The organism is Pedococcus dokdonensis (genome assembly GCF_900104525.1).
In the GTDB taxonomy this organism is placed as follows: Bacteria; Actinomycetota; Actinomycetes; order Actinomycetales; family Dermatophilaceae; genus Pedococcus; species Pedococcus dokdonensis.
Genome location: NZ_LT629711.1, coordinates 1,735,219 through 1,750,861, shown reverse-complemented (window position 1 = coordinate 1,750,861; position 15,643 = coordinate 1,735,219). Strand labels below are relative to the sequence as shown.

Below are 15,643 nucleotides of genomic sequence, written 5' to 3'. Positions count from 1 at the left end.
TTAGCGGTACGCCGGGAAGTCGGCTCCCAGCCCGAGGCTGCGGTCTGCCGCTGGTGCGTCGAGTCGCAGGCTGCGGGGGGCAGCGACGTCGCAGCGTTGTGCGGCGGCGACCGCGACCGCCTGCACCAACGTCTGGGTAAAGATGCCCTTCGGGTTCCACCCTTGACGGGTCATCTCCCCGTCGGCCTGTGCGGCGAGGTCCCGGGCGTCCCTGGTCGGTAATGCCATGAGAACGGGCATGAGGTCGCGGATGGTTTCGCGGAGAGGATCGCTTGCGGCAGCCAGGGCGGCGCGCACGAGCTCACGTCCGGGTTGTTCTGGTCGCGGGTCGCCAGGGGTGGCCGCGGGGTCGAAGGCGGCCAAGCCGGTCGCTCCGTGCCTGGCGAGCCAGTCAGCAGGATCCATGCCGTTCGGCAGCCGGGTGAGCATCGCCGGCCGCCGTTGCCCGCGGCATACGGCGTCGATCCACCGCTCGCTTCCTTCAGCCCCCGGGGTGTCACCGTCGAGGGCGACCACGACCTTGGCTGCGCCACTGGTCGTGACGCGCCGCGCCTGCGAAGGGGACACGCTGACCCCGTTGGCGGTGCATGGCCAGAACTCGGCGAGCCGGTCGCTACTGGCGGCTGATGCGGCGACCGCCAGGGCGTCAATGGGGCCCTCGACGACCACAGCCGTGGTTCCATGGCTGGCGGGGTTGGGGGAGTAGAGGGCGGTCGACTTGTCGAAGGTCGCGGTTCGCGTGGGATTGCGGTACTTGGGAGTTCGCGCGTCGGGCAGTGTGGTGCGGCCCAGCAGCCCGGCGATGTGCCCGGAAGGCGAGCGGACCGGGACTACGAGCCTGCCGCGGAAGGTGTCGGTGAGCCGGCCGGTCCTGCTGCGCCGAGACAGGTCCATCGCCAGCAGCTCGTCCGCGGTGACGCCGCGGCCCAGCAGGTGGCGCGACATGCCCGCCCAGGGCTGCCCGGTGTGACCCACCAAGGGTTCGCCAACTTGGACTTCCAAATCACGGACGTCGATGCCGCGGTGGTGACGCAGGTAGCTGACGGCGAATGCGTGTGGAACCGTTGTGCAGCAGTACTCCCACGCTAGGGCGTTGATGGCGTAGCCGCGTTCGGCGCTGACCATCGGCCATCGATCGGGGCCGGCAGGGGCCCGGGTGGCCGAAGTGGAAGCAGCAACGGCGGCGTTGACAGAGTTGAGGCGTTGCACGGCTTCGCGGAAGCCGAGACCCTCCAAACGGGCGACGAAGTCGATGACGTCTCCTGAGGCGCCGCAGCCGAAGCAGTGGAACCGGTCCTTGACGCCGCCGACTGAGAGTGACGGGGTGGAGTCGTCGTGGAAGGGACAGCAGCCCACGAACCCGTGCCCCCGCGAGCTCAACTTGATGCCGGCAGCGGCGACGACCTCGTGGATCGGATGGGCGGCACGGACCGCCGGGATGTCGACTGGTCCCGTGCGGGCCGTGGTCATGGCTCGATCACCCGCACCGGCGCGATTGGCTCGATGGGCCGCGGCCGCTGGGCCACGGTTTGGGAGCGGACCACTTCGGCGAAGGCGGTGACGTCCATATGGACGTCGGTGTCGAGCGCCTGCGTGAAGGCCCCTTCCACCGCCTGCCGCGGGACGTCCGCCCCCAAGACCTTGTACTCGGCCCACAGAGGGTCGTAGGCGTAAAGCAGTCCATGGCTGGCGTCCAGCGGTGCTCGCCAGGAAATGCGCTGGTCGCCGCGCTCACCCCACCGCATCCCGTAGTCGCGGTCGACTCCCGGGATGTGGCCGTACTGCGCCGAAAACGCCTGCGGCCCAATCCACTCGAGCGACGCCGGAGTCGCCGCCGCGGAAGGTGCTCCTTCCAGAGCCCCGGCGAGCAGGAAGTCGACGTTGTGCTCCCCATCTGCGAGGGCGGCGCTGAGCCGGTCGGCGACCTTGAACGCTTTGTGGTCAACACCTCTGGCGACGCTGAGCCCGAGTGCGTGCGCGTATGCGTTGCGCTGTCCGAGCCGGTACCAGTAGTCCGCGGGGTCGTCCAGGTCGACGTTGACCTGGGCGTTGCGGGACAACGCGACCAGCTTCTCGTGCAGCTGATCGGTATGCCGTTCGGAGGGCTGAGCGACCATGGCGGCCTTCCCCGCGCGAGCCCTTCCCGCGCTTCAGAAGGTCAACCGGCCCGAGGGGGCACCATGCGCAGGGACGTAATGAGGGGCGTCTCGTTGCAGCTGGACGGAGATTTCCACGGACGGCGCAACTCCGAGCTCGACGGGTCATGTCGCTCGCTGCGTCATTGCGCCGCGAGGCGGGCAGCGCTCTGGCCTGGTTCCCGACCTGCCGATAATGGTTCGCCTAACATCCGACTGCCGGTCACGCCGGCTCCTCTTGGGTCGACCGCGTCGGCATCGTCGTGTACGGAGCGGGACATGAAGGCCGCGCTCCAGTTGGTGGTCGAGGCCGATCTAGAGAACGCTTGCGGCCCCGCTATGACCGAGCGGAAGGACACCGAGGAGTGCTCATCGGCCCTTGGTGCGCGATCCATGAGCTACACGGTGCAGTCTTCGGCACTCGACAAGTGGTCGCCGTACCTCTGATCTAGACGACTCTCCCAAGGATGCGGGCCGTGACCTCGGGGTCGTCGTGCTCTGACTCCCTCACGCCGTCGGCGGAGTACCCGCGCGGGTGTGGACGACAACTGGAGGTGGACGTCCGTGCCTGCCGAGCCACCCACCGTGAAACCGGTCAAACAGTCACCAGGTGATGTCAGGGGCTTCGGGCCGGGCGTCCCCCGACTCATTTGGGGAGTCCGTCTGGCCGAGGTCGCCTGAGGAGGCTGTCGCATCCTGGAGACTGTTGTGCTCCGGCGGCAAAGTGGAAGTGGCTTGGGCTGCGTCGGCGGGCGCCGGGCCGTCCTGAGAGGAGTAGTCCGTCGAGGCCAGGGACGATGGCGTTGTGCGCTCGATGTCCTCCGTCTCCTCCGGTGACGCCTGACGCAACTTCGGCGGCGCCGCGGCCCACGCCTTGAGGTCCCCGAGAACCTCCGCGTAGAACGAGTCAATCGCGGCCAGGACGGAGTCGATGAACGCTCCGCGGCCGCGGCCGCGCTTGGTGCCAAGCGTGCTCGAGGTGGCCACCCTAAAGGACCGGATGTCCTTGGCCGGGTCCGTGACCAGCACGGCTGGGGTCTCCCTGACGGTGCGCAGGAGCTCTGCCGCGCTGGACCCACGCGAGTGGGCCACGAAGCACTCCACACGGGCGGTCTCTGGCGCATTCTTCAGCTGCCGCACGAGCCAGTTCACTCGGGTGGTTGGGCGTCCGTCTCGGGGGGCGTCGAGGTCGACGTGGCAGCTGACCCGGCCGGAGCGCAGGTCCGCCGTGACGACCAGCTGGCCGACCGTGTCGGGGATGCGGATGGCGCCGGACAGCTGACCGTTGGCGCACAGCTGCTGGGTCAGGGCTTGGGCCCGCAGGGCGGGGTCGGTCAGCTCCTTGCGGGTAAGAACCGGCACAACCTCGGTGCCCAGGCGTTTGCCGAGGTTGAGGCTGGCGAACCGCAGTAGCGCATCAAACCGTGCGACGACGCTGGCGATGCCCTTGTCGTTGGGCCGCAGCGTGCCGGCGGCGACGGCGTCGCGCACGCCGGTCCAGGACTCGCCCATGTCATCCATGTCCATCGCACCGGATCGGTCGTGCTCGAGGTAGCGGATGAGCTCGCCCAGAATCCACGCCTGGTCGGGGTCGGCGACGCCGCGGAACTCCTTCTGCATCACGGCCTCAGCGAGCACCTGGGACCAGGACAGGTGGTGCAGCTCGACCTTGCGGAGCTTGCGCTTGTCGACCTTGGTCGGGTGCTGCCCTGCGACGGCTGGGATCTCGTTGCTGATGGTGATGACGGCGTCGAAACTTTGCTCGCGCGCGATATCGAGGTAGTTCTCCAGCTGTTCGGTCGCGAGCTCGTTGCTGCCGGTCTTGACTTCCACCAGGGCAGTCCACGACTTGGTCCCGCGGGAGACTCTGATGAGTCCGTCGGGGTAGAGCTTCCTCTCCCCAAAGATGAAGGGGACTTCGATGTAGGTCTCGATGATCCCGGCCGGGGCGCCGAGTGGCTTGACGAGTCCGCGGCCGTACTCCTTCACGGCGGTCATCACAGCCAGCAGGGCGGACGTGGCGCGACGCTCCTGCTCCTCCGCGCCATTGATGCCCGAGGTTGGGATCAATCGTGCTTCGTGCCAGGTCTGCTCGGCCATGCTCTCCCCCTGCGTGGTGGTGCGGTTGCTGAAGTGACAGGGCCTGACCGTACCGCCGGGGCGGCGCCTCGAGGTCCGGTTCACCCGATGTGTTCGGACTGGGGTCTCCTGCCGAGTGTTGGCGCTGATACTCGGAGCGTCGCCCACCGCGAGGAGCGCGGCGATATTGGCGACCCTCCAAGGCGAGTCGAGAGGCCCGCTCAGGGACGACGGTCATAGCTCCCTTGCCGACCGGGCAAGCCCTCCGAGGTAGGTCCTATCGCCGCTAGTCGGGTCAGGACCCTCGCGCTCTTGCGCGGGCTGAGCACAGCCAGACCGTATGAGTGGCGCTGTCCGCTCAACCGTTCGGAGGGGTGACGGCCGAAACGTGCGCAGGTGCTCGGACCAATCCGACAGCCTATGCCTCATTCCGCCAATGCCGCCCAAAGAAGGCAACATGACAGACGACCATCAAGCCCTCGGCACGCCCACTGCAACGCAGCCGCGGTGGCTACAACCCAAGGCTGAGCGCCAGCCCCGCTGGTGGGACCATCGCGCCAACCAAGCGAAGCTTGGAGGAGCCATTGTGGTAGTCGCTGTCTTGGCGATCGCGGGCTGGTCATCTGGGCGACCCAGCGCCATTGAAAGCGCAGCCGCCACGTGCAATGCCGCGTCCAACGTTCAGGATGACGGTTCCGCCATTAGTTTTGACACCAAGGGGGAAGAGGATCTGGGTGGTGACACCATCACGGAGGTGGTGTGTGTGCTGAGCGCTCTGGACATCCCTCAACACATCATCAGCCATATGGACTCCACAAGAGCTTTAGACGGTCAACAGACTGACGACTGGAAGGGCTTCACTGCCCGCTGGAGCTACCATCCAAACACGGGGATGCGACTCACCGTCGTGGCCGAGTAGGCCCGACGCAGAACGGGTGCATATCCCGGGCCCTGCGAGACACACGACGTCTCCGCCATCGGCCCTATCGACACGATCAGGAGCCGCGGTCATTCCGCCGCCTTACGGCTCGGCCGCACCATAAGAGTTCCGATGACTGGGGGATGGCGTCGGCGACAGAGACCGCGCTGAACACTCCTACCTCGCGCCGACGCGTTGGTGACGTCGCGAAGCGCGACAGCGCAGGGTTCGCCCAAGCAAATTACGGTCATTGATTAGCAATCCCGGCCGGTAGCCGCAATCATTCTCTCCATGGCGAAGCAAACGACGGTGACCATCACGGATGACCTCGACGGTTCGACCAACGCAAAAGAGGTCTCGTTCAGCCTCAACGGCAGGAGCTGGGTGATCGATCTCAGCGCGAAGAACCGTGCAGCCCTAGAGAAGGCGCTCAAGCCCTACATCGCAAAGGCGACCGAGCAGGGCCAGCGGAGCCGTCGTGGCAAGGCCGTTCGTTCTTCATCTCGAGCAAAGTCGCGCACTGACGTTGCAGCCGTGCGGGAATGGGCGAAGAACAACGGTCATCAGGTGAGCGACCGCGGCCGGATCAGTGCGGATGTTCTAAAGGCATACGACACAGCTCAATAGACCTTGAGCGCCCAGGCTCACGTACCGTGCATGGTGCGGCATACGGCCGCCGTCGCCGGACGCGAAACTCCCCGACTTCGTCGTAACGCAGCATCCGTACGCCAAGTTGATTTGCGTGTAGCGATGCATGATCGCCGAGGTGACACTTGAACCGCAGATTCAGGCCCACGCCTGCGTGTGGCTTGGCCGGTGCTCGTGCACGGTGCACTGGGTCAAGCCTCCGAGGCTCATAAGTCTGGCCTCGATCTCGCGGAAGGCGTGGAACCATTCGACGGCTGCGGTTGGTGATGCGGTCTCCGCATAGCAGGCGCGTTCGTGGTCCTTCAGTGCGAAGAGCGCCTCGACCATGCCGTTGTGCTGCTCCCAGCATGGCGGGATCACACGGGGCTCGATCGCGAAGCGCCGGACCAGGACGGTGACCCACTCACGCAGCTGCGCCATGACGCGTTCCCGCTCGCGTGCCGTCAGCGACGGCAGGTGCACTGGCCCATCGAGTTGCCCGAACGCGTCACCGAGCGGAACCGCGTCAAAGGCCATGGGTTCCTGAGCTGTCACGAGTTGGTCACCGCCGAGGTACCACTCCGGTTGGAGTTGAGGTGCGTGCGTCGAAGTAGGGTGATGATCCGGAGGCTTGCTTGCTCTCGTCCAAGCGTTCGCCAGTGGGTAGACCTTTCCATGACCTCGTGCAGCCGACGGTGGTGCCTGGCGCACAGCGGCACGAGGTCGCGGTCGTCTTCGTCGCCGATGCGCAAGTAGGTCAGGTGGTGCAGGTGTCCGTTCCGCAGGCTCCATTCGCGGTCGCACACCAGGCAGGCTGGTGAGATGCCGCGCTGGGTGAGCCACGCGGCATACCAAGCCTTGCGGCGGTCTCGCCAGGCGTGGGAGGCGAGGTAGGCGTCGTAGACCGCCCGCCGACGGATGAGGTTGCGCCGGTCACGGCGCCGTGGCGTGCGCACGATGCATCGCCTCCTCGAGCTCCAAGCGGTGAGCCTGCAGGGTTTTGGCGTCCTTGCGTTTGATCCACGGACGAAGGGTCAGGACGACCGGGCGGGCAGAGCGCAACAGCAGGACCGCGGTCCCGAACTGCAGGGTACGTAGCCGGCCGGGCTCGAGAATCGGCACTTGGTGGGAGCTGGTGGACGTGCTGCGCCGGCCGTCCGGTCCGGTGCTGGTGGAGGTCTGGCTTTCGGGGCGTTGGCCGATGAGCGTGGACAGGTCCTCCAGGTCGCGGGCGTTGGAGCCGCCGCCGAGGACGACCTTGACGATGGCGGCGTCCCAGATCGCGTTGGCGGCATGTTCGCCCCACACGGCGCGGGCCTGGGACAGGGACTGAAGGGCGATGATGGTGGAGATGCTGGTGCCGCCGCCTTCGGACATCAAGGATGGCAGCGAGGGCAGCGGGTAGTTGGCGGCCTCGTCGAGGATCAGCGCAAGCGGCGGGTCGAGCCGGGAGCCGGGGGAGCGGGCGGCGAGTCGGCGGGCGGCTTCGGCGACGTCTTCGACGAATGCGCCGACGATGCCCGCGGTGGCGGTCGTGCCGGTGGAGGTGCCGAGCAGGTAAACGGTGCCCTGCTGGCGGAGGAACCGTTCGGGGTCGAAGTGTTCGTGGGGTGCGGGGGAGAGGGCATCGAGTACCCGAGGGTCGGCCATCGCCGAGAAGGCGATGGTGACCATCGACCAGACGGAATCGCGTTGGCGTGGATCGGAATTCGTGATCGACTCGAGCGCTTCGTGCCATCCCGTGGCTGCGTGCGGGTGAGTGGCTAGGGTCATGGCTGCTTCGCGGGCGTGAACGGCCGAAAGGGACCAGCGGTACAGGTCAGTCGGAGAACACCCAGCCAGCGCGGCGGCATGCAGCAAACACCGGACCGCCTGCTCAGCAGATGCCTGCCAGAAGTTCGAGTCGGTGGTGCCTGCGGCGGTGCCGGAGGTCAGCGCCTTGGCCCGGACCATGGCGATGTGCGGGTCCTCGCACCCACGGATGGGTGACCAGCGGGTGGCCGACGGTATGCCGCGAGCGAGCCCTTGCGGGTCGAATAGCGCCACCGGACCCTTGCGGTGACGAGCTCGAAGCGTGGCGGTGAGGTTGTCGGGCCGGGTGCTCGTGGTGATCACCGCGCCCGGCGAGTCCAGGATCATCGGGATGACCAGGTGAAGTCCCTTGCCCGAGCGGGGTGGACCGAGCAGGACTACCGAGTCCTCGATCGAGGCGTAACAGATCCGACTACCTGCGCGGCCGAGTTCGTGGCCCAGATCGTTGACCGATGGGCTGACGAGTCCAGGGCGCAAGACCTCCGCCCTTCTGCTCAGTCGCCGGGCACCGGCCGATCGGGCAATCTCGCCCGGCCTGGCGGTCCCCTGCATCCCCGATCCCACCGCCTCTGGACCTGCCTTCGTGTGGTGTCGGAGCAGGAGGGCGCCAGCCACGGTCATGGCAAGTTCCAGTGCCGTCATTGCCCAATACAGCCAACTCGGACCGACGGGCGAGTCCCACCCATGAGCCGGGTCTGACGGCTGGGTGAGCGCAAGGAAGGGTGGCGCCACCCGTGGCTTTAGCCAGCCGTGTCCGGACAGGGCCGTGCTCGATGCGGCGCCAGCCCAGAGAGTGCCCCACAGCAACCCACCGAACAACACCGCGGCAGCCACCGCGTTGTCAGATACAACACCTCGACCTTGCGACACCTTCGCTCCTCCGGAAGATCCGATGACTGGTCAACGGCCCTATGGGGGCAAAGTGGGACGACGCAACGGGGGTCGAGGGAATGCGATTTCGCGGCGGCAAGGCGCGGTCGGGCGCGGAACACAACCACTGTCAGTGCCTGCTGGAAACCTGTGGTCGGGAGTCTCCTCAAGGCGCGGGAGAGGAAGAAAGGGGAAAATGGGATGACACAGGGAGACGAGGAGGACGGACCGCACGAGGAATGGCTCCGTGGGATGAACAGCATGGTCCGGGGCCCTCGCGGCACCCGACTGGGCGTGCCAAAGCACCTGCTCGAGCGGATTGCCGCGTTGATTGGGGATGACGCGCAGATCGTTTGGGTCGAGTCGACGGTCCGCTACGCCAAGAACGAAGAGGGCGACGGCCTAATCGGCACGCTCGCAGTCTTCGGCCAGCGAGTACTCGTCGTGGCGAACCTTGCAAACGTGCGGGAGCGCCGTTGGCCAGGATCACGGGACGATGACGGCGCCGTGACTGTGCGCTTGATTCGCCGTTCCGATCTTGATCGGATCGAAGTCCCGACCTCCAATGGTTACGACAACGGTCCTGATGCTTGGGGCGGCGAAAGCAACGGTTCTTGGCGCTACCGGACATCGGTCGAACTGACGTACCGCGACGGCACGAGAGTGGAGTTGGGGGCAGGGGAGTCGGGCAACATCTTCACTCTCATGCCGTCTCTCCGCGAGGACTTGCTCGCGTAAACCAGCCATGAGGTGGCGCGCGTGGGTATGGGCGGTACCTGGTGTCCTTGGCCCTAGGGGTTGACGACCAGATCCGCTCGTGGCGGAACCACGCATTCTCCCGTAGCTACGTGAGCTAGGTCAGTTTCGGCACGGCGGCCGCCGCAAAGGTGGCCGCGCCCAGAGCCACACCAATGCCTTGGCAGACGATGCCGCGATGGAGACGGCTGGCTTTGAAGTTGTTCCCCTGTCTCAGGCTCGCGATAGTCGTCGCATTCAGCCATGCGACCACGCTGCGACTGTCCACCACGTTGTCTTTCCAATGATCGTCGGTCATATGACGCAACGTCTGCGTGTCTGCTACCTCATAGTCAACCAACCGCGTCGTTAGTACGCCAAACAGAAACGCGAGCGCCAGGATGATGATCGTGCCTACGAAAAGCCCAAGGGACCAGGCATTGAGCTCGGCCGTGGCGCCCGTGAGGGCACCTAACGCCGCCACGATGAGGCCGGCCGTGAGGCTGGCGGCCTGCTGCAACTTGCCACCGCGCTCGTCCAGGGACGCTTGACGGGCACGTTCCCACCCGAGTTGATCGGCGATGAATCCGGAGTAGACGAAGCCTTGCTCACTGTCCATCGTTATCAGTGCGCCGTCGGCCGGTCGTAGGGGGAGGCTGGCTTCCCTTTACGCGCTCTGTCGAGATCCATTCCCGCCCTGCGGGTGCCTCAGGCTGCTGCTCAGGCTTGGGCGTCTGCTCTTCGTCAGCCACGGGCGACCTACTTCGTCTCGGGCCTGGGTTCATGCCGCGGAGGACGCGGAGACTCGCGGACGTACTCTGTGCTGACCCAGTCACGCGGCGCCGGTTCCTGAGGCGGTGTGGGTGGCGGCGGGGGCGGTTGTTCGTCTGCCATGGATTGAGTGTGCCTTACGGCGATGACTTTGGGGCGGAGGATGGTCGTGTTCCTCGGGCCCCGGCGATCCCTATGATCATGGCCTCGGGGTCGAAGGCGGCAGGCCAGCCACTGCCGAATGGCGACGATGTCCATCCAGGCAACGGCAACCCATGCGTTCAGGATTGAGGAGTGATTGTGCCAAGCGCAACGAACGATCACATCGTCCCTCGCATGTATCTGAAGCGGTTCGCCAAGCTGGGTGGCCGTGAGGACCGCATCGCGGCGGCCCTCGTCGAGAAGGCGGCGGAAGAATCCTTTGTCACCAGCACGCGAAACGTCGGGTCGGAGAAGGGATTCTATTGGGGAGTAGATCCAGACGGTGTTCCACACCACGACGTCGAAGAGCTTCTGACGCGCATCGAGTCCGATGCGACTCCGGCCTTCCGGCGCATTCTCGACACGGGCACTTCTCCAAGGGATAACGCCTTTCCCAACCAATGGCCCCCCGACACCGGGACCCGGTCGTCGATTGCTTGGTGGTTGGCCGCACAGACGCTGCGCACCAATCCGCAGCGAGAGCGGGTCTGGCGGCTGGAGGGAGAGGGCCTCAAGCCCGGGCGGAGTCTCGGGCGTGCCGACCTCCATCTCGCCTACATCGTGGAAGCCTTGGCGCCCCTGGCGTGGTTGATCTACATGCGCCCATGGGGTTTCGGCTTCACGAATCTCTGTCTCTTCACCTCGGACTCACCGGTGCACATCGTCAACGCGGACGACAATGATGACCCTGCCAGGGCGTCAACCTATTGGGATATCTATGTCCCCCTGGATTCACATCGATTCTTGTTCTTGCCAGGCGCTCTCCACCGCGAACGAGCACGACTCATGCGAGACCACTTCATCAATCTTCCTGGTGGACTGGCAATTGCATTGAACGCCCTGATTATCGAGTCCGCTCACCGGCATCTGCTCTGGCATCCCGACCACGACCCTCGGGACAGGAGTCGGGTTGCCGATGCGCTGAAGATGCGCAGGTCACGTCAAGGCACCGGAGGGACTCGATCCCTTATCCAGTACGACGCGCTTTCTCCTGAGTATGGGATTGAGCGACGTTGGTTAGAGAGACACACATGGGATCACCCGTCCGAGGCGCCTCCTTCGGCGCGCGACGGCCTAACAGACGTTGAGGCGATCGACACAGCAGAGGGAATGATGGCGACACTCGAGCGCGCCATGAACGACTACAAGAACATGCAGAAGTGATGTCGTCAGGAGGCAGGTCTGCCCGCTCCGATGCTGCCCACCGCGGGTGGAAGGCGCGGGTCTCTAGGCGGTCTGCACGTCCTTCCCGACCCGATTTCATCCCCCTATGCGGGAGAATGTGATCATGGCGCGCTATCCGGTGGCGGATCGCGAGAGTCCAGAGCCGATCAATGAGCGCGCGTTCTACACCCAGCTCCGCGCTGACCACGCGAATATCGTCCCAGTTGTCGGCGCCGGTCTTACTGTCGAGGCCGGGGCCCCCAGCTTCATGGCCCTCATCGACCACCTCATCGAACGAGCTGAAGCCGATGGTTCTGTGGTGCCACGCGACTGTGCGACAAACGAGTTCGCGGTCATCGACCTGATATCGGCCACCCTCGGCGAGGAGTGGGTCTCGAGCGAGACCGCACGCCTCTACGAAGAGTCCGAGTTGCGGACGACACCTGCTCTGCTCGCCCTGTCGAAGGTCCGCTCGGGTCTCATCATCACCACTAACTACGACCTAGCCATTGAGAACGCCGCGCGGGCCGCCCGCAGACCTGTCCAGTCGCTCACCCTCGACGAGTTCGACACCGCTCTTGCCCCCCGCGACGGCACATTGCGTGTCCTGCACCTGCACGGTATCTGTACCGATCCCTCGACGATCGTGCTCACCGATGCCTCCTACGCCGCGATGCTCGGCAACGAGCGATCCCAGTTGCTGCTTCGCGCACTTGCCTCCACCCACACCTTCGTGTTCCTGGGCCACAGCCTGGCTGAGCGCGAGGAGCACATCCGCCGCGACCTTCGCTGGTCTATCGATGCTGCGCGTGCGCCGAGGAAGAGGCCGCACCTGCTTCTGACCACCGCGGTTGACCTTGGCGATGTCAACGCGGTCGCCTTCAAGGAGGACCTTGAAAGCAAGGCTCATCTGCGCGTCGTGCAGATCGAGGATCCCCAGCGGGAGTACCAGGCGGCCGTGCGAGCGGCGTCCGCGATCTCTGGCCCGGCGGTCTCCGAAACCGTCGACGAGGCGTTGGTCATCACCGACGACGAAATCGATCCTCACTACCTTCCCCTGCCCATGGCCGAGGCCGAGCAGGTCAGTAGCTCCGGGGGCCGGGGTGCGTACATGGCGAAGGTCTGGCAGTACGGGTCAATCCGCACCGACGACCTCGACGCGACCACCTCAAACATCGTCATAGAAGCTGAGGGAGGTGCTGGTAAGAGCCAGGAACTCGTCCAGATTGTCAGGCGATCACCCGTACCGGCCCTCCTGCAGGTCCTCTCTACCTTCAACGTTCGGACTGCCTGGACGGATGCGGGCAAGCGCTTCGTCTCAGGAATGAACTCAGCGCGTGCCGCTCGTAGCGGGGTTCCGAAACTGACCGAGGCACGCCTGCGCGACGGCGCCTACGTCTTCGCCCTCGACGGGCTAGACGAAGTGCCCTCGCCGAGCCGTCCGGATCTCATCCGTCTTCTGAGCGAAGTCGCGGCCGCCTATCCTCAGCACCGCTTTGTGCTGGGGTCGCGACCGCTGCCTGAGCTCACCGAGCAGGAGACCTTCGCTCGCTGGACCCCCATGACCGACATGACCTGGGTCAACGAGTACGCGACCGCGCGTGGTGTGAGTCCCGACCAGCTTCAGGCAGCGCTGCCCGACACCGGCGACATCGGTGAGCTGATTCAAGTGCCGATCTACGCCGCGGCGGCGGTCGGCCGCGTCTTCACTGGCGTACCCCTGCCGAAGACCGCTCTCGAGCTGATCTGCTCGATGGCCGACGAGCGCCTCGGCTCTGACACGCGCATCGAAGCTAGCGCCGATGATGTCCGAGTCTGGCTCGACCGCCTCGCACTGGCGATGCAGCTCGCTGGCGTCACATCGGTGACCGTCGCGGGACTCGTCGCGTCCGACCTGCACCGCGACCTGGACGGAATCGAGCCAGACGAGCAGACCATCGGTGAACTCGTCTCTCGAGCGCTGCTGCGTGACGCCGAAGGTGTCGTTCGCTTCCCGGCCAACGTCATGAAGGAGGCCCGTGCCGCGCGAGCGCTGCTGGATGCGGGCGAGGCTGGTCTTGCCCTTCTCCGCAAACGCGTTCTCGTCGAGCTTGATGAGCCCGACACCGACGGCAACCCGGTTCGAGCTGTGCAGTCCACGTGGGTGAACGTCATCGAACTGCTTCTTCCGGCGGCCACCGATCCGTCCTGGGTCGAGACGGTCGCGAAGTACGACTCGACCCTGGCTGCTCGTGGTACAAGGACGGACGCAACCTCCGAGCAGCGCGCGGCCGCCGTCGATCTGATCTGGGGCACGTACCTCGCCCGCCGCGTCTGGTTCGAGCGACGAGCGACCATCGGCAACGGAACAGGCGATTCGTATGCGCTCGCACGTCTGTTGCATGCGGGCGTTCCACCCGGCTTCGGTGACAAGATCAGGGCTGCACTCATCGACGACGAGCGCACAACGAGGGGCAACGCTGTCGACGTTGCCCTCCTCGTCCTGCCCCTCGATGAACTGCTTCCTGCGCTTGCTCGCGCAGTGCGCGACCCCGACCCGGTCGTACGCCGGCGCGCAGCCGCCGCCGGCTGGAGCCTCGAGACGCTCTTCAACAACCTGGATGAGCACGCGGACCTCTTCAACGCCTACATCGAGGACATGGCAGATCAGGCGCTGCACCACGACCGCGACGATATGGCCACCGAGACTCTGATCGGCGTCGCTGTCGATCTGGCTCCCGAGGGCCGCAGCATCGAGATCGCTCAGTCAGCCTCCGGCAAGGCGCGGCAGCACGCCATGATGTGCCTAACCCGTCGGTTTGACCGAAGCAAGCTCCTGGAGATCCTGCGCGACAGTGAGCCGTTCGACACCATCCTCTACGACGAGCTCACCGAGGACCGCGGCGCGGGACCTAGAGACCCGTGGCCGCGCGATGACGTCGTCGCGCTCGCGCACATTGTCGCTCTGCGTGACGACCAAGAATCACGCTGGGCCGATGACGCCGCCGACATCCTCGCCCAAGACCCTGTCGCCTCCATCCTCACATTGCTGACCCACTCAGTGAGCGAAGAGCGCGATCTTGGGGTCGGTTGGCGACTCATCGGTGCGCTGAACGAGGAACAGGTCAGCGCTGTCCTCGAACAGCTCCGAAAGCCGGACACCCCGTCGTTGGCCGCCCTCGGGCTGCCTCCTGAAGGCCCTGGGCTTGACCTGAGTTCGGCGACATTCATGGTGCCGATCCTCGAGCGGACACTTGAGCGCTGGCGCAATCCCGCACCATGGCCCGTGGCGCGCCATACGGGACGCCGTGTAGAGCGCCAGGTGCACCTACTTCGTGGTTCCGCTGCGGCACTCCCTGCTCCTGATTTGGCTGACGTCTTTGCGGACGACCGCGTCGCCACTGCATTCGACCCTGTCACGCAGTCAGCGTCGATGTCGGTCACCCGGGGGCTGTTGGTCAGTGCGGAGCAGGATCGGGCTCTTGATCCGGGGGAGTGCGCTCAGCTGTTCACCTTCCTTCTCGACTGGACGGATCGCGATCTTGAGCCTTGGCTTGCCAAGAATTGGAGCCCGGCTGCGCACGACCTTGTGGCGCCAAGCCTCTCGGACATGACCTCTGCTCGGTTGCGGCGCCTAGTCGATGTGCTCCCCGGTCCGTGGACCCCGCAGCTCGGCGATCGCGTCCTGGGAGCACTCGACGTGGACCAGGTGCGCCTCGGTGAGCAGATGGCTGCTGCTTTGGCCGTAGCGGAACGTGTGGGCGTACAGCACGTCAGAGATTGGGGTGGTGCGCACCCCGGTGCCGCGTGGGTGGATCCCGTCCTTGTGCGCCTGGGCGATTGCGACGCCGAGCGACGCCTGCTCGCGGTGGTGGCGGAGGATCCCTCAACCATTACGCGCCACCCTCGGGCCTACGACGAGGAGTGGGTCTCATTCATCCGGTGCAACGAGTCGACCGAGCCGCTCGCTGCCCTGGTCCGAGCGGCGCTGATAGCTGGGGTCGAGAACAACGACCTAGAGCCCATTTGTCGTGCATTCGACCGTACGGCTGGCCATGGCGCGCCGCAGGTGTGGGAACGACTGGCGCGCGACGCAGAGATCCCCTCGGCCTCATTCCTGTACTACGAGCGACGCATCGCGCTAACGTCCCTTGTCGATCAGGCGGCAGGAACACCTTCTTTCCCCGACTCCGACTTGACCGCTCTCGTCGTCAGAACTGTGCCGCGTTCGCCTTCGAAGCAATGAAGCCGACCAGGCACACGACCGAGCCTCGGCGCTAGCCGACAGGGTCAGGCGACAGCCGTGACGAAAGTCGCTCTCGGCATGGGCAGTACTCGGCGAACGACTCTG

General features: G+C 65.7%; 12 protein-coding genes. 5 read left to right on the top strand and 7 right to left on the bottom strand.

The genetic code is table 11. The annotated features are described in order from the left end of the window. The 3 genes from BLQ34_RS08375 to BLQ34_RS08365 all read right to left on the bottom strand — a co-directional run bounded on the left by BLQ34_RS08375 (position 1) and on the right by BLQ34_RS08365 (position 4,382). Positions 1 to 1,470, bottom strand: a complete 1,470-nt coding sequence (locus BLQ34_RS08375; protein ID WP_091783979.1) for a CHC2 zinc finger domain-containing protein — start codon at positions 1,468 to 1,470, stop codon at positions 1 to 3. Next, positions 1,467 to 2,117: a hypothetical protein gene (locus BLQ34_RS08370; protein WP_091783977.1), complete on the bottom strand. Its 651-nt coding sequence runs from the start codon at positions 2,115 to 2,117 to the stop codon at positions 1,467 to 1,469. Before BLQ34_RS08370 ends, BLQ34_RS08375 begins: the two co-directional genes overlap by 4 nt. A gap of 621 nt (positions 2,118 to 2,738) precedes the next feature. Beyond that, positions 2,739 to 4,382 (bottom strand): hypothetical protein, encoded by a 1,644-nt coding sequence (locus BLQ34_RS08365; RefSeq protein ID WP_197674800.1) that lies wholly within the window; start codon positions 4,380 to 4,382, stop codon positions 2,739 to 2,741. Positions 4,383 to 4,671: 289 nt separating this feature from the next. Between BLQ34_RS08365 and BLQ34_RS08360 the strand changes: the two genes are divergently transcribed. Continuing rightward, positions 4,672 to 5,133: a hypothetical protein gene (locus BLQ34_RS08360; RefSeq protein WP_157692952.1), complete on the top strand. Its 462-nt coding sequence runs from the start codon at positions 4,672 to 4,674 to the stop codon at positions 5,131 to 5,133. A 291-nt stretch (positions 5,134 to 5,424) separates the two neighbouring features. Continuing rightward, entirely contained in the window at positions 5,425 to 5,760 is a 336-nt protein-coding gene (locus BLQ34_RS08355) for a histone-like nucleoid-structuring protein Lsr2 (RefSeq protein WP_091783972.1), read from the top strand. A 159-nt stretch (positions 5,761 to 5,919) separates the two neighbouring features. On the opposite strand, the gene BLQ34_RS08350 is transcribed toward BLQ34_RS08355, so the two are convergent. Genes BLQ34_RS08350 through BLQ34_RS08340 form a run of 3 tightly spaced genes read right to left on the bottom strand, consistent with a single transcriptional unit; the run spans position 5,920 to position 8,124 of the window. Continuing rightward, entirely contained in the window at positions 5,920 to 6,297 is a 378-nt protein-coding gene (locus BLQ34_RS08350; RefSeq protein ID WP_091783969.1) for a hypothetical protein, read from the bottom strand. 14 nt (positions 6,298 to 6,311) lie between these two features. Next, positions 6,312 to 6,716 (bottom strand): hypothetical protein, encoded by a 405-nt coding sequence (locus BLQ34_RS08345; RefSeq protein WP_091783967.1) that lies wholly within the window; start codon positions 6,714 to 6,716, stop codon positions 6,312 to 6,314. Beyond that, positions 6,694 to 8,124, bottom strand: a complete 1,431-nt coding sequence (locus BLQ34_RS08340) for a type IV secretory system conjugative DNA transfer family protein (RefSeq protein WP_269457328.1) — start codon at positions 8,122 to 8,124, stop codon at positions 6,694 to 6,696. Before BLQ34_RS08340 ends, BLQ34_RS08345 begins: the two co-directional genes overlap by 23 nt. Positions 8,125 to 8,694: 570 nt before the next feature. Between BLQ34_RS08340 and BLQ34_RS08335 the strand changes: the two genes are divergently transcribed. Further along, positions 8,695 to 9,180: a hypothetical protein gene (locus BLQ34_RS08335; RefSeq protein WP_157692951.1), complete on the top strand. Its 486-nt coding sequence runs from the start codon at positions 8,695 to 8,697 to the stop codon at positions 9,178 to 9,180. 115 nt (positions 9,181 to 9,295) lie between these two features. On the opposite strand, the gene BLQ34_RS08330 is transcribed toward BLQ34_RS08335, so the two are convergent. Then, complete coding sequence (locus tag BLQ34_RS08330) at positions 9,296 to 9,796, bottom strand: hypothetical protein (protein WP_091783960.1); 501 nt, start codon at positions 9,794 to 9,796, stop codon at positions 9,296 to 9,298. Between the two features lie 446 nt (positions 9,797 to 10,242). Between BLQ34_RS08330 and BLQ34_RS08325 the strand changes: the two genes are divergently transcribed. Continuing rightward, entirely contained in the window at positions 10,243 to 11,313 is a 1,071-nt protein-coding gene (locus BLQ34_RS08325) for a DUF4238 domain-containing protein (protein ID WP_331712536.1), read from the top strand. Positions 11,314 to 11,437: 124 nt separating this feature from the next. Continuing rightward, positions 11,438 to 15,538 (top strand): SIR2 family NAD-dependent protein deacylase, encoded by a 4,101-nt coding sequence (locus BLQ34_RS08320; RefSeq protein ID WP_157692950.1) that lies wholly within the window; start codon positions 11,438 to 11,440, stop codon positions 15,536 to 15,538. Positions 15,539 to 15,643 lie beyond the last annotated feature (105 nt).